The 17633-nt window shown below is 73.6% G+C and carries 9 protein-coding genes; 3 read left to right on the plus strand and 6 right to left on the minus strand.

Features of this window, described 5'->3' with window-relative positions:
* Nucleotides 1–4: 4 nt before the first annotated feature.
* From IE217_RS17210 to IE217_RS17220, 3 genes are all read right to left on the minus strand, one after another.
* Entirely contained in the window at nucleotides 5–3553 is a 3549-nt protein-coding gene (locus IE217_RS17210) for an ATP-dependent DNA helicase (protein ID WP_190178744.1), read from the minus strand.
* A 240-nt stretch (nucleotides 3554–3793) separates the two neighbouring features.
* Complete coding sequence (locus IE217_RS17215; protein WP_190178745.1) at nucleotides 3794–7270, minus strand: ATP-dependent helicase; 3477 nt, start codon at nucleotides 7268–7270, stop codon at nucleotides 3794–3796.
* Between the two features lie 344 nt (nucleotides 7271–7614).
* Nucleotides 7615–8001, minus strand: coding sequence for an MGMT family protein (locus IE217_RS17220; protein WP_190178746.1), 387 nt, complete (start codon nucleotides 7999–8001; stop codon nucleotides 7615–7617).
* Nucleotides 8002–8186: 185 nt separating this feature from the next.
* Between IE217_RS17220 and IE217_RS17225 the strand changes: the two genes are divergently transcribed.
* The 3 genes from IE217_RS17225 (at nucleotide 8187) to IE217_RS17235 (ending at nucleotide 14320) form a co-directional block, all read left to right on the plus strand.
* A complete protein-coding gene (locus IE217_RS17225) occupies nucleotides 8187–10955 on the plus strand; it encodes a lysylphosphatidylglycerol synthase domain-containing protein (protein ID WP_190178747.1) in 2769 nt (922 codons plus the stop codon).
* A gap of 90 nt (nucleotides 10956–11045) precedes the next feature.
* Nucleotides 11046–12599, plus strand: a complete 1554-nt coding sequence (locus tag IE217_RS17230) for an alpha/beta hydrolase (RefSeq protein ID WP_190178748.1) — start codon at nucleotides 11046–11048, stop codon at nucleotides 12597–12599.
* A 167-nt stretch (nucleotides 12600–12766) separates the two neighbouring features.
* Nucleotides 12767–14320, plus strand: coding sequence for an alpha/beta fold hydrolase (locus tag IE217_RS17235; RefSeq protein WP_190178749.1), 1554 nt, complete (start codon nucleotides 12767–12769; stop codon nucleotides 14318–14320).
* Between the two features lie 71 nt (nucleotides 14321–14391).
* On the opposite strand, the gene moeZ is transcribed toward IE217_RS17235, so the two are convergent.
* From moeZ to IE217_RS17250, 3 genes are all read right to left on the minus strand, one after another.
* Entirely contained in the window at nucleotides 14392–15570 is a 1179-nt protein-coding gene (gene moeZ, locus IE217_RS17240; RefSeq protein WP_190178750.1) for an adenylyltransferase/sulfurtransferase MoeZ, read from the minus strand.
* Between the two features lie 63 nt (nucleotides 15571–15633).
* Nucleotides 15634–16383: a spherulation-specific family 4 protein gene (locus IE217_RS17245; RefSeq protein WP_190178751.1), complete on the minus strand. Its 750-nt coding sequence runs from the start codon at nucleotides 16381–16383 to the stop codon at nucleotides 15634–15636.
* Nucleotides 16371–17333: an NAD-dependent epimerase/dehydratase family protein gene (locus tag IE217_RS17250; RefSeq protein ID WP_190178752.1), complete on the minus strand. Its 963-nt coding sequence runs from the start codon at nucleotides 17331–17333 to the stop codon at nucleotides 16371–16373. The genes IE217_RS17245 and IE217_RS17250 overlap by 13 nt, the downstream gene beginning before the upstream one ends.
* Nucleotides 17334–17633: the final 300 nt, after the last annotated feature.

The raw sequence follows: 17633 nt of genomic DNA on the forward strand, positions 1-17633 counted from the left end.
GAGCCTAGCGGCACTCGGTGCCAGCCTGTTCGGGCGGTTCGTCACACCGCGGGCCGGCCTGCGGACCCTGGAGCAGCAGCCGCTCCAGCTCCGCCCGGCCGGGCAGGTCGCGCGGGCGTACGACCTCGCCGGTGCGCACGAACACGAACGCGGCCGTGACGCGCTCCGGGGGCACGCCCTGCTGCTCCGCCCAGGCCAGCCGGTACACGGCGAGCTGGAGCGGGTCGGCGGTGTGCGCGCTGCCGGTCTTCCAGTCCACGATCTCGTACACCGCCCCGTCGCCCTCGCCGTCACGGTAGACGGCGTCGATGCGGCCGCGCACGACCCGTCCGGCGATCTCCAGCTGGAAGGGCGCCTCGACGCGGTGGGGGGTGCGGTGGGCGTACTCGGTGCGCTCGAAGGCGTCCTTGAGGGTCTCCAGGTCGCGTTCGTCGGCGATCTCGGCGTCGGTGCCGGGCAGTTCCCCGGGCTCCAGCATGGGCAAGGTGAGCTCCTCGAAGCGGGTCTCCACCCAGGCGTGGAAGCGGGTACCGCGGCGCGCGGCAGGCTGCGGAGGGCGCGGCATGGGGCGCGCGAGTTCCCGTGCGAAGCCGTCCGGGTCCGCGGCCAGGTGCAGCAGCTGCGAGGCGGTCAGGGTCACGGGGAGGGGGACCTCGGTGACGCCCTGCCGGGCGCGGCGCAGCTCGCCCGCGAGCACGTCCAGGTCGCGGTCCCAGGAGGCGACGGTACGGGCCTCCTCAGGGGTGAGCGGCTCGGGCTCGGCCGCGGGCACGGGTGGCCGGGCGGTGGGAGGCTCCGGTGGAGCCGCCTGGTGCGGGACCGTGGGGCGGTCGGCCGTCCACTGGTCCCAGTCCCCGGTGTCCTCGTCGTGCTCCTTGTGCTCGCCGCCCTCGTACGCCGCAGGCTCGTCGAAGTCGTCGTGGTCCTCGTAGTCCCCGTAGTCGTCGTGGTCGTCGCCCTCGTCGTACTCGGGTGGCGCGGGCCAGTCCGGGTCGTCGTGGGTGTCCGGGTCGTGGGCGGGCCGCGGCCGGTCTTCCGCGCGGGTCGTCAGGGCCAGGTCCTCCAAGTGGGCCAGGACGGTCGCGGCCGCGGCGCGACGGCGGGCCAGGGCGGCCTCGTCCAGGGGCAGGGGCCAGGCCTGGTCGGCGGTGGCCCGGCGCAGGGCGGGATTCTCCTCGCCCTCCTCCGGTTCGTCCGCCCAGGCCTCGATCTCGCCGTGCCCGGCCGCGCAGTGGTCGTGGAGGGCCTGGAGGAAGGCGGAGGGGCCGCGGGGCCTCTTCTGGCTCGGGCCCCACCAGTGGCCGGAGCCTAGGAGCAGGGAGCGCGGGCGGGTGAAGGTGACGTAGCCGAGGCGGAGCTCCTCGGTGTGCTGGTGGTCCTTCATGGCCTCGTGGAAGGCTTTCAGTCCCCGCGCGTCCCAGGCGTCGACGGCGGGGAGGGTGCCCGCGTCGCCGCGCAGCGCGTGCGGGAGCACCTTGGCCTGGGCGGTCCACTTCTCGCGGCCCTGCCCGCTGGGGAAGGTGCCGGTGACCAGGCCGGGGACGGCGACGACGTCCCACTCCAGGCCCTTGGACTTGTGCGCGGTGAGCACCTTGACGGTGTTCTCGCCGCCGGGCAGGGCGTTGTCGAGGCCCTTCTCGTACTGGACGGCGGTGCGCAGGAAGCCGAGGAAGGCCAGCAGGGTCGCCTCGCTCTCGTTGGCGGCGAAGGAGGCGGCGACGTCGAGGAAGTTGGACAGCGTCTCGCGGCGGCGGGCGGCCAGGGCGTGCGGGGAGGCCGAGAGCTCGACCTCCAGGCCGGTGACGGCGAGGACGCGGTGCAGTACGTCCATCAGCGGATCGGACAAGGAGCGGCGCAGGTCGCGCAGCTCGGCGGCGAGCCGGGCGAACCGCACGCGCGCGTCGGCCGAGAACGGCAGCCCGTCGTCGTCCCCCTCCGCGTCCAGCGGTGTCTCCAGGAAGGTGTCGAGGGCGTCCGCGAGCGAGATCACTTCGGCCGGGTCCACGCCCTCGACGGCCTCCGCGAGCCGGCGGTCGGGGTCGTCGCCGGCGTCCACGCGCGCGTGCGCGACGAGCCGCCTGGCCCTGCGGCCGAGCAGTGCGAGGTCGCGCGGGCCGATGCGCCAGCGCGGGCCGGTCAGCAGCCGTACCAGCGAGGCGTTGGCGCCGGGGTCCTGGAGCACCTCGCAGACGGCGACGAGGTCGGCGACCTCGGGCAGGTGCAGCAGTCCGGACAGGCCCACGACCTCCACGGGCACGTCCCGCGCGACCAGGGCGCCCTGGATCTCGGCGAAGTCGGTCGCCGTACGGCACAAAACGGCGATCTCGCCGGGCGCCTTGCCGGTCGCCACGAGGTGGGCGATCGAGTCGGCGATCCACTCGATCTCCTCGGCGTGCGTGGGCAGCAGCGCGCAGCGCACCACGCCGTCGCGTTCGGCGCCGGGGGCGGGGCGCAGGGCCTCCACGCCCGCGTGCATCGCGCGCAGGGGCTCGGCGAGGCCGTTGGCGAGGTCGAGGAGGCGGCCGCCGCTGCGGCGGTTCTCGCTGAGCGCCTGGCGGGTGGCGGGGCGGCCGTCGGCCCGCGCGAAGTGCTCGGGGAAGTCGTCCAGGTTGGCCACGGACGCGCCGCGCCAGCCGTAGATCGCCTGGCAGGGGTCGCCCACCGCGGTCACCGGGTGGCCCGTGCCGCCACCGAAGAGGCCGGAGAGCAGGACGCGCTGGGCGACCGAGGTGTCCTGGTACTCGTCGAGGAGGACCACCCGGAACTCCTCGCGCAGGATCCGGCCGGCCTCGGGGAGCTGGGCGAGCCGGGCGGCCAGGGCGATCTGGTCGCCGAAGTCGAGCAGGTCGCGCTCGCGCTTGGCTGCTCGGTAGCGGACCACCAGCTCGGCCAGCTCCCGGCGGGCGGCGGCGGCCTCGGGCACCTTGCGCAGGTCGGCGTTGGTGAGCTTGGCGCCCCGGAGGGTGAGCAGCAGTTCCGCGTCCCACGCGCGCAGCTTCTCGGGGCGCACGAGGTGCTCGGAGAGCTCGGCGTCCAGGGCGAGGAGGTCGCTCACCAGGTCCGGGAAGGAACGGGTCAGCGCCGGGTAGGGGCCGGGCGCCTCGCGGAGCACCCGCGCGGCGAGCTGGTAGCGGCCGGCGTCGGCGAGGAGACGGGCGGTGGGTTCGAGTCCGATGCGCAGGCCGTGGTCGGTCAGCAGGCGGCCGGCGAAGGCGTGGTAGGTGGAGATGACCGGTTCGCCCGGAGGGTTGTCCGGGTCGATGGCATCGGGGTCGGTGATGCCCGCCCTGACCAGGGCCTTGCGGACGCGCTCGGCGAGCTCGCCGGCGGCCTTGTTGGTGAAGGTCAGCCCGAGGACCTGCTCGGGGGCCACCTGCCCGGTCCCGACGAGCCACACCACCCGGGCCGCCATCACGGTCGTCTTGCCGGACCCGGCGCCGGCCACGATCACCTGCGGGGCCGGCGGCGCGGTGATGCAGGCCGTCTGCTCCGGGGTGAAGGGGATCCCGAGGAGCTCCTTGAGCTGCTCGGGATCGGTGATACGGGCGGGCACGTCGAAGAGGCTAGCGGCGGGCACTGACAACCGGTGCCGGACGACCCCGGGGTGACGGCGTCGACGCAGGTCGGCGCGGGTGGTGCGGTCGGTCACACAGGGCACGCGCGTCCGGGCGGCCCGCCCCGGCCACGCCTCCGCTCACTCTTCGTGGCCACTCACTTCACGCGTCCGCTCACCCCGCGTCGGCTCACTCGACGTGTCTGCTCACCCCACGCGTCGGCTCATTCCACGCGCCGCTCACTCGACCACGTGCCGCCCCTCGGGCCGCGCGCTGCACGAGGCCCGGAAGGAGCAGTGCGCGCAGTGCTGCCCGGCGGTCGGGGTGAACCGTTCGTCGAGGACCTTCCCGGCGGCGGTGGCCAGCAGGTCGCCGACCCACTCGCCCTCCAGCGGCTCCTGGGCCTGGACCTTCGGCAGGCTCTCGCCGCCGTCCCGTCTGGCCGCGCCCTGGCGCAGCTGGACGAGTTCCGCGCCGCCCGGCTCGGGGCGCGTCCCGTCGAAGGCCTCGTCGACGGCGCCTTCACGGACGGCGAGCTGGTACACGGCGAGCTGGGGATGGCGGGCGACGTCCGCGCCGGTCGGCGCCTGCTTGCCGGTCTTGAAGTCCACGACGTAGGCGCGGCCCTCCCCGTCCGCCTCCACGCGGTCCATGGAGCCGCGGATGCGCACCTGGTACTCCCCGGCCGCCAGGGTCACGTCGAAGTCGTGCTCGCTGGCCACCGGTGTGCGCCCGGCGCGGTCCAGGACGTGCCACTGCAGGAAGCGTTCGAGCGCCACGCGCGCGTTCTCCTTCTCCTGCGCCGACTTCCACGGCGCGTCGAAGGCGAGCGCGTTCCACACGGTCTCCAGGCGTTCCATGAGGACGTCGAGGTCGGCGGGGGTACGTCCCGAGGCGACTTCGTCGGCCAGTACGTGCACGACGTTGCCGAAGCCCTGGGCGGCGGTCGCGGGCGCGTCGGCCTTGACCTCGCGGCCGAGGAACCATTGCAGCGCGCAGGTGTTGGCGAGCTGGTCGAGGGCGCTGCCGGACAGCGCCACGGGCTGGTCGCGGTCGCGCAGCGGCACCTTGCTCTCGGTCGGGTCGGCCATGCCCCACCAGCGGTACGGGTGCGCGGAGGGCACCAGGGGGCGTCCCTCGTCGTCGGCGAGCGCCGCCAGCCGTGCCAGCCGGTGCGCGGCCGCCTGCCGCAGGGCGTCGGACACGCGCGGGTCGACGGTCGTGGCGCGCAGCTCGGCGACCAGCGCGGCGACGGACAGCGGGCGGCGGGGGCGGCCGGTGACGTCACGGGGCTGGACACCGAGTTCGGTGAGGAAGCGGGAGGGCTGGTCGCCGTCGTCGGCGGGGGCCTTCACCGCGGTCACCACCAGGCGTTCACGCGCGCGCGTGGCGGCCACGTAGAACAGGCGGCGCTCCTCGGTCAGCAGCGCGCCGGGGGTCAGCGGTTCGGCGAGTCCGTCCCGGCCGATCCGGTCGGCCTCCAGCAGGGAGCCGCGGCGGCGCAGGTCGGGCCACAGTCCCTCCTGGACGCCCGCGACGACCACCACGCGCCATTGCAGGCCCTTGGAGCGGTGCGCCGTCATCAGCCGTACGGCGTCGGGGCGCACGGCGCGCCGAGTCAGGGTGTCGGCGGCGATGTCCTCGGCCTCGATCTGCTCCAGGAAGTTGAGGGCGCCCCGGCCTCCGGTGCGCTCCTCCGCGCGGGCGGCGGTCGCGAACAGCGCGCACACCGCGTCCAGGTCACGGTCGGCGTTACGTCCGGCGGCGCCGCCGCGCCGGGCCGCCCGCTCCAGGCGCGCCGGCCAGGGGGTGCCCTCCCACAGGTCCCACAGCGCCTCCTCGGCCGTGCCGCCGCCCGCGAGGCGCTCCCTGGCCTTCCTCAGGAGGGCGCCGAGGCGCTGGGCGCCCCGCGCGTACGTGGGGTCGTGCACGGCCAGGCGCTCGGGCTCCGCGAGCGCCCGCGCGAGCAACTCGTCCGAGGGGGCGGGCAGCGGGTTGCCCGCGGCGCGTTCCTCCTCGCGCAGGGCGCGGCCAAGGCGGCGCAGATCGGCGGCGTCCATGCCGGCCAGGGGCGACGCGAGGAGGGTGAGTGCCGTCGCGGTGTCGAGCCAGCAGGCCTCGTCCTGCGGCTCGGGCGGCGTCTCATCCCCGACCTCGTCCCGCGGCTCCTCGCCCGCTTCCCCGCCGGGCTCCTCGCCAGCCTCCCGGCCCGGCTCCGGCTCCGGCTCCCCGCCGGGCGCCGCGTCCGGCATTCCGCCGGTCTCCTCACCCGGCCCCAGGCCGGACCCCGCCTCCGCCGCCCCCTCCCCTCCCTGCCGAGCCGCCTCCGCCGTGGCCACCGCGCGCAGGGCCGTCAGCAGCGGAGCCACCGCCGGTTCGTGCCGCAGGGGCAGGTCGTCGCCGTCGACGTCCAGGGGCACGCCCGCGGCCGTCAGGGCGCGGCGGAGCGGCGGGATGGTGCGGGCGCCGGCGCGCACCAGCACGGCCATCTCGCGCCACGGGACGCCGTCCTCCAGGTGCGCGCGGCGCAGGATGTCGGCGATGTTGTCCACCTCGGTGCCCGGTGTCGGGTACGTGTAGACCTCGACGCGGCCGCCCTCCCGCTGCGCGGTCAGTTCCCGGTGGGCGCGCACCTTGTCGGCGGGCAGGCGCGTGAGCGGCATGCGCCGGGCCAGCAGCCGGGTCGCCGCCAGCAGCTCGGCACCCGAGCGGCGGGAGGTGCGCAGCACCTCGACGGGCGCCGGGCGGCCGTCCGCGCGGGGGAACGTCTGAGGGAACCGCAGGATGCCGTTCACGTCGGCGCCCCGGAACGCGTAGATCGACTGGTCGGGGTCGCCGAAGGCGAGCAGTGTGCGCCCGCCTCCGGCGAGGGCGCGCAGCAGCCGGACCTGGGCCGGGTCGGTGTCCTGGTACTCGTCGACGTACACGGCGTCGTACTGGGCGGCGAGCCGTTGCGCGACCTCGGGGCGGCGGGCGAGGAGCACCGCGCGGTGGACGAGTTCGGCGTAGTCGAGCACGCCCTGGAGGTCGAGGACGTCGAGGTACTCGGCGAGGAAGGTGGCCGCCGCCTGCCAGTCGGGGCGGCCGATGCGCCGCGCGAAGGCGGCCAGCGAGTCGGGACCGAGGCCCAGTTCCCGACTGCGGGCGAGGACCGCGCGGACCTCGTCGGCGAAGCCTCGCGTGGTCAGGCAGGCGCGCAGCTCGTCCGGCCAGCGCACGTGCGCGAGGCCGAGCCGTTCGAGGTCGAGCTGGCCGGCGAGAAGCTCGCGGACGGTCACGTCCTGCTCGGGGCCGGACAGCAGGCGCAGCGGTTCCACGAACAGACCGCTGTCCTGGTGGGCGCGGACCAGGGCGTAGCAGAAGGAGTGGAACGTGGTCGCGCGCGGGGCGCGGGCCGCGCCGGTGCGCAGGGCCATCCGGTCGCGCAGTTCGACGGCGGCCTTGCGGCTGAACGTCAGCACGAGGACGCGCTCGGGGTCCCCGCCGCGGGCGATACGCGCGGCCACGGACTCCACCAGCGTGGTGGTCTTGCCGGTGCCCGGACCTGCGAGGACGAGCAGCGGGCCGGACTCGTGGTCAACCACGGAGCGCTGTACGGCGTCCAGACGAGGGGGATCGGGTCGGGACGGTGGAGTACGGACCAGTCGGAAAGCGCCACGGTCCCCCTGCCGCACCCGGGGGTGCGGCAGGTGCCTGGTGGAGGAAGAGGAGCTCACGTGGTTCGCCGGTCCTGGTGGGTGTGCTGGGGTCTGTCATGGCCGGCGCGGGGCGCCGTCGTCGAAGGGGCGGGCCGCCGGACGGTGAGGACGGTGGCCGAGAGGTGAGGGGGACGCGTGCAGCCGACGCTACGCCGACGCGGAGTGCGGGAGCGGGCCTTCTTCCGCTTTCTGCCGTGCTCCGTGGGCGCACCGTCGTGCTCCGTGGGCGCACCGTCGTGCTCCGTGGACGCAGGCGTCACCCCTGTCCCTCTACTCACGAACGTACGGCATGCCGCGGACGTGCCCCGGTTCGCCCGTACGGGCCACGGGCTCCCCTCAGCCCCGCCGGATGGCGGAAGCTGTCAGGTGTGACCCTGCGCACGTTCGCCGCCGTCCCACCGGGCGCGCCTCATGTCGAGGCGCGGCAGGTGGCCCTCGGCCGCTCTGCCGGCCTCCCTCAGGGGGGTGCCCTCGGTGCGGTAGCGGGTGAGCGCGCGCAGTTCGTGGCCCGGGAGCAGGACCCCGTCGGCGCGCACCACCCGCCACCAGGGCACGGCCCCGCCGTACAGGGACATGACCCGGCCGACCTGGCGCGGGCCTCCCTCGGCGAGCCACTCGGCCACGTCGCCGTACGTCATGACGCGACCCGGCGGGATCAGTTCGGCGACCTCGAGGACCCGCTCGGCGTACTCCGGCAGCGCGTCGGCGGGCTCCGCGCGGCCGTCGTCCGGAAGGCTCACTTCGCTCATCCGCCCCATCCTGCCCCACCCCACCGACAGTGCGACCCGCGCGTGACGGAGCGCGGTCTCGCCCCGGGGCGGCGCTTCGGGCAGACTGTGCGCCCCCGCATATGCACCCTGATGCCCCTGTGTGTCGGTGGGGCATGCCACCATCGTGCGGGCAGTGACCGGTGATACGAGACCAAGAAGAGACCATGAGGCAGCAGGGAGTGCACCCCGACGGCGCGGAGGGCACCTCTGGGGTTTCTTCGCGCCCCGGCACCGACGGCGCCGACGAGAAGGACGGCAAGGCCCCTGAGCCGGAGGGGAAGCCGGGCGAGGGCACCGATGTGACGCACATCGACGAGGTGGAGGGCGACGAGCCGCTGCTCCCCGCGCGCGTGCACCGCCCCTCCGACCTGATGCGGCTGCTGGTGGGCTTGCTCGCCATCGGCGTGCTGCTGGCCATCGCCGCGTTCGCGCACGGCACCACCTCGGGCCTCGAACAGGACATCAACAAGGGCACCGGTCAGGCGCCCGACCTGCTCATCAAGATCGCCGGGCTGGCCTCGAGCATCGCGATCCTGCTGGTGCCGGTCGCCTTCGCGATCGAGCGGCTGATCAAGCGGGACGGGCTGCGGATCGCCGACGGCGTGCTCGCGGCGGTCCTCGCGCACGGGGTGACGCTCGCCACCGACCTGTGGGTCGCCAAGGGGGCCCCGCACTCCATCCAGGAGGCGCTCACCCAGCCCTCCCCCGGCGACATCCACGCGCTGACCGACCCCGTGCACGGCTACCTCGCCCCGGTGATCGCGTACATGACGGCCGTCGGCATGTCGCGCAGACCGCGGTGGCGCGCGGTGCTGTGGATCGTGCTGATGCTCGACGCCTTCTCGATGCTGGTGACGGGCTACACGACGCCGTTCTCGATCATCCTGACGGTGCTGATCGGCTGGACCATCGCCTACGGCACCCTGTACGCGGTCGGCTCGCCGAACGTGCGTCCCACGGGACGGACGCTGATGGCCGGCCTGCGGACCGTGGGCTTCCGCCCCGTGAGCGCGGCCCGCGAGGAGGCGGCGGAGACCGCGGACACCGCCGACCGGGGCCGGCGCTACTTCGTGACCCTGGAGGACGGCCCGCCGCTGGACGTCACGGTGGTCGACCGCGAACAGCAGGCGCAGGGCTTCTTCTACCGGGTGTGGCGCAACCTCACCCTGCGTGGTTTCGCCACCCGCAGCAGCCTCCAGTCGCTGCGCCAGGCCCTGGAGCAGGAGGCCCTCCTGGCCTACGCGGCCATCGCCGCCGGCGCCAACGCGCCCAAGCTGATCGCGACCTCCGAACTAGGCCCCGACGCCGTGATGCTCGTCTACGAGCACACCGGCGGGCGCACCCTGGACTCGCTGGCGGACGAGGAGATCACCGACGAGTTGCTGCGCCACACCTGGCAGCAGGTGCGCGCGCTGCAGTCGCGGCGCATCGCGCACCGCAGGCTGGCGGGCGACGCGATTCTGGTGGATCGTTCCCGCAGGGTGATCCTCACCGATCTGCGCGGCGGTGAGATCGCCGCGGGCGACCTGCTGCTGCGGATGGACATCGCCCAGCTGGTGACGACGCTCGGTCTCAGGGTGGGCGCCGAGCGCGCCGTGGAGTCCGCGCTGGAGGTCCTCGGGCCCGACGCGGTCGCCGACTGCCTGCCCATGCTCCAGCCCATCGCGCTGACGCGGTCCACCCGCGCGACCCTGCGCCGGCTGGCCCGGGAGCGGGCCCAGCGGGAGCGCGAGGCGGTCCTGGAGGCGTCCCGGCAGGACAAGCACGCCCGTCTGGAGCAGGCGGCAGCGGAGACCACCGGCTCGACCGCCCTGGCGCGACTCGAGCGGCCCGAAAAGCCGGACAAGAAGGACAAGAAGACGGAGCGGGCCGAGGCGCGCGCGGAGAAGCGGGCCATCGACGAGGCCGTGGAGGAGGCCCGCGAGGAGGACCTGCTCACCCAGATCCGCCACCAGGTGCTGCGCATCCGGCCGCAGGCCCCGGTCGAGCCGGCCCGGCTGGAGCGGGTGCGGCCGCGCACGCTGATCAGTTTCATCGCGGGCGCGATCGGCGCGTACTACCTGCTGACCCAGCTCACCCACATCGAGTTCGGCACGCTCTTCGCCCACGCGCAGTGGGGCTGGGTGGTGGCCGCGGTGCTGTTCTCGGCGCTCAGCTACGTGGCCGCGGCCATGGCGCTGCTGGGGTTCGTGCCGGAGCGGGTGCCGTTCGTGCGGACCGTGGGAGCGCAGGTCGCGGGGTCGTTCGTGAAGATCGTCGCGCCGGCCGCGGTGGGCGGTGTGGCGCTGAACACCCGCTTCCTGCAGCGCGCGGGCGTGCGGCCGGGGCTCGCGGTGGCCAGTGTCGGCGCCTCGCAGTTGTTCGGGCTCGGCTGCCACATCCTGATGCTGCTGTCCTTCGGCTATCTGACCGGTACCGAGAAGACGCCGTCGCTCTCGCCCTCCCGCACCGTCATCGCGGGTCTGCTGACGGTCGCGGTGCTCGTGCTGGTGGTCACCTCGGTGCCGTTCATGCGCAAGTTCGTCGTCACGCGCGTGCGCTCGCTCTTCGCGGGCGTCGTGCCGCGCATGCTCGACGTGTTGCAGCGGCCGCAGAAGCTCGTCACCGGCATCGGCGGCATGCTCCTGCTGACCTTCTGCTTCGTGATGTGCCTGGATGCCTCGATCCGGGCCTTCGGCGACCAGTCGACCTCCCTGAGCATCGCCAGCGTCGCGGTCGTCTTCCTCGCGGGCAACGCGCTCGGTTCGGCCGCGCCCACCCCGGGCGGGGTCGGTGCGGTCGAGGCGACCCTCACCGTGGGCCTGATCGCCGTGGGGCTGCCCAAGGAGGTGGCCGCGCCCGCGGTGCTCATGTTCCGGCTGCTGACCCTGTGGCTGCCGGTGCTGCCGGGCTGGCTGGCCTTCAACCACCTGACGCGCAAGGGCTCGCTGTAAGGAGCCCGGGGGTTCGCGCGGGCGGGCTCCCGGTACTCCGGTCGGCCCGCGTCCCGCGCGGGAGACCGCACGCGGCGTGAGGATGGACGTATGCACAACCGCCGCGGGCTGCGTGCCGCCTCCCTGACCGCAACCGCCGCCCTGCTGTCCGCCGTTCTGGCCGGCTGCGGCGGGGGCGGGGGCGGAAGCGCCAAGGGCGGGGATCTGGCGGCTCAGAAGCTGGACTGGAAGGGCTGTCCGCCCCCATCGGCCTCGGAGGGCGGCGGAGACGCGCCGTCGCCGCTGCCGGGCGGCGGCACCTGGCAGTGCGCGACCATGCGGGCCCCGCTGGACTGGAACAAGCCCAAGGGCGACACCATCGGCATCGCGCTGATCAGGGCGAAGGCGAGCGGGCCCGGCACGCGCATCGGTTCGCTGATCTTCAACTTCGGCGGCCCGGGCGGCTCCGGGGTCAGCACGCTGCCCGCGGTCGGCCAGGACTACGCCAAACTCCGCACCCGCTACGACCTGGTGAGCTTCGACCCGCGCGGGGTGGGCCGCAGCGCCGGCGTGCTCTGCGAGAGCGACGCACAGCTCGACCAATACTTCCAGCAGGACGCGACGCCCGACGACAGCGCCGAGCGCGGCGCGTTCCTGAACAACACCAAGCAGTTCAACACGGCGTGCGAGAAGAACTCCGCGAAGATCCTCCCGCACGTGCGCACCACCGACGCCGCCCGCGACATGGACCTCATGCGCCAGGTCCTCGGCGACAGGAAACTCCACTACTTCGGGATCTCCTACGGCACCGAACTGGGCGGCGTCTACGCCCACCTGTTCCCCCGGAACGTGGGCCGGGCCGTCCTGGACGCGGTCGTCGACCCCACGCAGAACCCGGAGCAGGCCTCGCTCGGCCAGGCCAAGGGCTTCCAGCTCGCCCTCGACAACTACGCCCGCGACTGCGTCTCGAAGAGCACCAAGTGCCCCGTCGGCGACAGCGTGCAGGACGTCGAGAACCGCATCGCGAAGCTGCTGAAGGACCTGGACAGCAAGCCGATCCCGGGTGTCTTCCCGCGCCGGCTGACCCAGACGGCCGCCACCAACGGCATCGCGCAGGCCCTGTACTCCAAGGAGCTGTGGCAGCCGCTGACCGAGGGACTGCAGCAGGCCTACGCCGGTGACGGCAGGATCCTCATGCTGCTGTCCGACGCGATGAACGGCCGCAGCGAGAACGGCGAGTACAGCAACATCGGCGCCGCGAACGTCGCCATCAACTGCTCGGACGAGAAACAGCGCTACGACACGGCGTACGTGCAGCAGAAGCTGCCCGAGTTCCGCGCCGCCTCGCCGCTGTTCGGGGACTTCCTGGCCTGGGGCATGCTCAGCTGCACCGACTGGGCCGTGCCGGGCGCGGCGGACCACCCCGACGTCTACGCACGCGGCGCCGCGCCGGTCCTGGTCGTGGGCAACACCGGCGACCCGGCGACGCCGTACGAGGGCGCGAAGAAGATGGTGGACGCACTGGGCCCGGGCGTCGCCGTGGAGCTCACGTACAAGGGCCAGGGGCACGGGGCGTACGACAGCAAGAACCCGTGCGTGCAGAACGCGGTGAACGGCTATCTGCTCGACGGAAAGGTGCCCCCGACCGGAACGGTCTGCACGTAGCCGGGACCGGTTCACCCAGCCGTCAGCGGTCCGCCACTCACCTCGCCCCGGCAGGCAAACCCGCAGGTCAAAGCGTTATCCACAGGCCGGTACCGGTGGGCCTCGTTCCGCCTACGATGGCCCCATCGCTTTCCGCGGCCGATCCGCGGAGCAGTGAGGGGGAAGCCATGTCGCGGGTGACGCAGTGGGCGGCCGCGGCCGCCGCCGCGGTGCTGCTGGCCGGGTGCAGCGGGGGATCGTCCGGCGGGACCGGTGCCGAGGGGAAGGGCCGGACCGATCCCTCGGCCACGGCCTCGTCGACGTCGAAGGGCACGGCCTCCTCGGACCTGCCCGCCTCTCTCACCTCGCAGCGCCTGGCGTGGGGCCACTGCAGGACCACTTCCACGTCCGCAGCGCCGGGCGGCGACTGGCAGTGCGCGCGGATCAAGGTGCCCCTGGACTGGTCGCGGCCGGGCGGCGAGACCATCGGCCTCTCCCTCATCCGGGCCAGGGCCACGGGCGAGCACGCGGGATCGCTCCTGTTCAACTTCGGCGGCCCCGGTGCCTCCGGCGTGGCCACGATGCCGTCGTACGCCGCCGTGGCCGGCGACCTACGACAGCACTACGACCTGGTGAGCTGGGACCCGCGCGGGGTCGCCGGGAGCGAGGGCGTGCGCTGCCGCAGCGACCGCCGCATCCAGGCCGCCGAATCCGTCGACGCCACCCCCGACACCCCGGCCGAGGAGCGCGCCTACCTCCAGGACGCCGTCGACTTCGGCAAGGGCTGCGCCAAGGCCGCAGGCAAACTGCTGGCACACGTCTCGACGACCGACACCGCCCGGGACATGGACCTCATCCGCCAGGTCCTCGGCGACACGCGCATGCACTACTTCGGCATCTCCTACGGCACCGAACTCGGCGGCGTCTACGCCCATCTGTTCCCCGGACACGTGGGGCGGATGGTCCTGGACGCGGTCGTCGACCCGACCGCCGACTCGGTCGGCCACGCGCTGAACCAGACCAGGGGTTTCCAGCGAGCGCTGGACGACTACCTGAAGTCCACCGGACAAGACCCCGCGCAGGGCTCGAGGAGAATCGCCGCCCTGCTCAAGCGCATCGACGCCAAGCCGCTCTCCACCGTCTCGGGCCGCAGGCTGTCGCAGACGCTGGCGCTCACCGGCATCGTGCTGCCGCTCTACAGCAAGGACAACTGGCCCACGCTGACCGGCGCGCTGGACGCCGCGGAGAAGGGGGACGGCAGCGGCCTGCTGTCGCTGGCCGACGCCTACAACGACCGTGACGCCTCGGGCCACTACGGCACGACGACCCACTCCCAACGGGTCATATCGTGCCTGGACGACAAGCAGCGGCCGACGCCGGAACAGACCAGGCGGCTGCTGCCCGAGTTCGAGAAGGTCTCGCCCGTGTTCGGCGACTTCATGGGCTGGGACACGGCCGGCTGGTGCCACGACTGGCCGGTCGCCGGACAGTACGACCACCCGCTGGTCGGCGCGGCGGGCGCGGCGCCGATCCTCGTGGTCGGCAACACCGGGGACCCGGCGACACCCTACGAGGGCGCCCGGAAGATGGCGGACGGACTCGGCAGGGGGGTCGGTGTGGAGCTCACCTGGAAGGGGGAGGGCCACGGCGCGTACGGCAGCGGCAGCGACTGCGTGGACTCGACGGTGAACGCCTATCTGCTCAACGGCACGGTGCCCAAGGACGGCAAGGTCTGCTCATGACGACGGCGGGGGCCCCGTGCACCCGCGGTGCGCGAGACCCCCGCCGTCGGGGAGTCGTGACGAGCCCTGGCTCAGTAGACCGGCTTCTCGGGCTCGATCTGGTTGACCCAGCCGATGACGCCGCCGCCGACGTGCACGGCGTCGGAGAAGCCCGCGGACTTCAGCACGGCGAGGACTTCCGCACTGCGGACACCCGTCTTGCAGTGCAAGACGATCTTCTTGTCCTGCGGGAGGCTCTCCAGGGCGGTGCCCATGAGGAACTCGTTCTTCGGGACCAGCCGGGCGCCCGGGATGGAGACGATCTCGTACTCGTTCGGCTCGCGGACGTCGATGATCTCGATGTTCTCGCCGTCGTCGATCCACTCCTTGAGCTGCTTGGGAGTGATCGTCGAGTCGGCGGCCGCCGCCTGGGCCTCCTCGGAGACGACGCCGCAGAAGGCCTCGTAGTCGATGAGCTCGGTGACGGTCGGGTTCTCGCCGCAGACCGCGCAGTTGGGGTCCTTGCGGACCTTGACCTGGCGGTACTGCATTTCCAGGGCGTCGTAGATCATCAGGCGGCCGACCAGCGGCTCGCCGATGCCGGCCAGCAGCTTGATGGCCTCGTTGACCTGGATGGAGCCGATGGACGCGCACAGCACGCCGAGCACGCCGCCCTCGGCGCAGGAGGGAACCATGCCGGGGGGCGGGGGCTCCGGGTAGAGGCAGCGGTAGCAGGGGCCGTGCTCGGACCAGAAGACGGACGCCTGGCCGTCGAAGCGGTAGATCGAGCCCCACACGTACGGCTTGTTCAGCAGCACGCACGCGTCGTTGACCAGGTAGCGGGTCGCGAAGTTGTCCGTGCCGTCGACGATCAGGTCGTACTGACTGAAGATGTCCATCACGTTGTCGGCCTCGAGCCGCTCCTCGTGAAGGATCACGTTCACGTACGGGTTGATGCCCTTGACGGTGTCACGGGCCGACTCGGCCTTGGAGCGGCCGATGTCGGCCTGGCTGTGGATGACCTGGCGCTGCAGGTTCGACTCGTCGACCTCGTCGAACTCCACGATGCCGAGCGTGCCCACACCGGCCGCGGCCATGTACATCAGCGCCGGCGAACCCAGGCCGCCGGCGCCCACACACAGCACCTTGGCGTTCTTCAGCCGCTTCTGCCCGTCCATCCCCACATCGGGGATGATCAGGTGGCGGGAGTACCTGCGGACCTCGTCTACGGTGAGCTCGGGGGCCGGCTCGACCAGGGGTGGCAGCGACACGGGGACTCCGTTGGTCGGTCTATCACTACGGTTGTTCTCTCCGTAACACTGCCACGGCCTTCTTCATTCCGAGACACCCGTTCCGATGCGCGAGACGATGTCGTCCCAGTAGCCGGGCAGGGCCTCCCAGGGGTCCGCACTGCCGCCGCGATCGGTGCGGTCGGTGAACCAGATCGTCGCCGCGCCCTGCCAGCGGGCGATGCGCAGCGCCTCGTCCAGGTGCCCGCGCGGGACACCGTGCACGAAGTGGCAGAAACGCTCGGGCGGGTGGTCGGCGGTCCACTCCGCGACCTGCGACCAGCGGTAGTCGCGCCACGGACCGCGGAAGGTCACCAGCTGGTCGGCGGTCTCCGCGTAGCCCGGGTGCGGGTGGGTGCCGTGGCCGAGCACGATGTGGGCATCCTCACGCAGCGCACGCAGAGCGCCGACCGTACGGCGGACCTGGGGCAGCGTGGCGCGGTCGGCCGGGCAGTGCTCCAGCAGGAAGCCGTCGACCTGGTACCACTCGAGGTACCGGTGGGCCTCGGCGATCACTTCGGCGAAGGGACGCGTGCCGTACGCGGTGTCCAGGTGGCCGAGGACGCGCACGCCGGCGTTGCGCAGCCGCCCGGCCGCGTCCAGGCAGTGCGGGTCGGGCTGGACACCCGGGCCGCCGGCGACGTCGAGGACGACCCAGTGCAAGGGCGGCCCGGTGCGGGCCAGCGCGTCCCACTCGGCGGCGGCCAGCAACGGGTGGGCGCAGCCGGGGACGCCGAGGCCGGTGCGGACGCCGGTGCTGGAGGTGCCCGCCCTGGTGCTGATCAGATGCGGCATGCCGCCTCCATCCAGATGTCGGCGAGGGACTCCTCGAGGTTGATCCTGGGCCGCCAGCCGAGCCGGTCGCGTGCGGTGCGCACATCGGCCTGCTGCCAGCTGCCGCACCCGTCGGGGTACGGGTACGCGACGGGGGCCGGGTGGTCCGGGTCGCTGCGGGGGTGGCCGATGGCGGGCCTGAGGTGGCCGCCGGGCGGGCCGTCGAGTTCGTGGAGGGTGCCTCCGTATCCGGCGACACGGGCGAGCGTGGCGGCGGCGTCGCGGAGCCGGACGGCGCGGCCGGAGCCGATGTTGATGACGCCCTGCGCGGCGGACAGGGAGGCGGCGTGGACGGCGCGGGCCACGTCGCGGACGTCGACGAAGTCGCGCTGGGCGCCCAGCCCGCCGAGTTTGAGTTCGCCGTCGCCGGACTGCATGGCGCGGCGCATGGCCTCGGCGAGCCGGCCGAGCGGTGAGCCCGCCGGGGTGCCGGGCCCGGCGGGTGAGAAGACGCGCAGCACCACGGCGTCCAGGCCGGAGCCGAGGACGAGTTCGGTGGCGGCGAGCTTGCTGACGCCGTACGGGCCGCCGGGTCGGGGCACCGCGTCCTCGGCCGTGGAGGAGCCGGGCTGGCTCGGTCCGTACTCGGAGCTGCAGCCGATCTGCACCAGGCGGGCGCCGCAGCCGCTGCGGCGCAGGGCCTCGCAGACGGTGGCGACGGCGACGGTGTTGTGCCGGGTGAGCTCGCGGGCCCCGCCGCGGGTGGCGCCGGCGCAGTTGACGACGACTCCGGGGTGGACCGCGTCCAGGAAACGGGTGAGCGCGCCGGGGCTGCCCGTGGCGAGGTCGAAGCGGACGTCGGCGTCGTCGCCGCGGCCGAGCGCGGTGAGCTGGACGGCCGGGTCGGCGAGCAGACGGTCGGCCACGAAACGGCCGAGGTATCCGCCGGCTCCGATCAGCAGAACCCTCATCGGGCGGCTCCCGGGGTGTGCGCTCCGGTGGCTCCGGATGCTCCGGACGCTCCGGATCGGGCGGTGGTCATCTGGTGTTCTCCTTCAAGGGGGTGGTGCGGCCGGCTCCGGCGGTGCGGCCGGGGTCTCCGGCCGGCGCGGCGACACGGGGTGCGCCTGCCGCTCGGGCCGGGTGAGGGGCGCGTACGGGGGGCCGTGGGGTGGCCTTGGGTGTGCCGGCTCCGGCGGCCGACGCTCGCCGGTGGCGGCGGGGCGTGCGGTGGGAGACGCGAGGGTGCGGGGGGTGCGAGGGGGTCCCTG

The organism is Streptomyces naganishii JCM 4654 (assembly GCF_014650575.1).
Classification (GTDB): domain Bacteria; phylum Actinomycetota; class Actinomycetes; order Streptomycetales; family Streptomycetaceae; genus Streptomyces; species Streptomyces naganishii.

Excerpts from the sequence above, each read along its gene's own strand:
- IE217_RS17220 (WP_190178746.1), bottom strand. The coding sequence starts at position 8,001 with ATGAGCGAAGTGAGCCTTCCGGACGACGGCCGCGCGGAGCCCGCCGAC.
- IE217_RS17225 (WP_190178747.1), top strand. The coding sequence starts at position 8,187 with ATGAGGCAGCAGGGAGTGCACCCCGACGGCGCGGAGGGCACCTCTGGG.
- IE217_RS17230 (WP_190178748.1), top strand. The coding sequence starts at position 11,046 with ATGCACAACCGCCGCGGGCTGCGTGCCGCCTCCCTGACCGCAACCGCC.
- IE217_RS17235 (WP_190178749.1), top strand. The coding sequence starts at position 12,767 with ATGTCGCGGGTGACGCAGTGGGCGGCCGCGGCCGCCGCCGCGGTGCTG.
- IE217_RS17245 (WP_190178751.1), bottom strand. The coding sequence starts at position 16,383 with ATGCCGCATCTGATCAGCACCAGGGCGGGCACCTCCAGCACCGGCGTC.
- IE217_RS17250 (WP_190178752.1), bottom strand. The coding sequence starts at position 17,333 with ATGAGGGTTCTGCTGATCGGAGCCGGCGGATACCTCGGCCGTTTCGTG.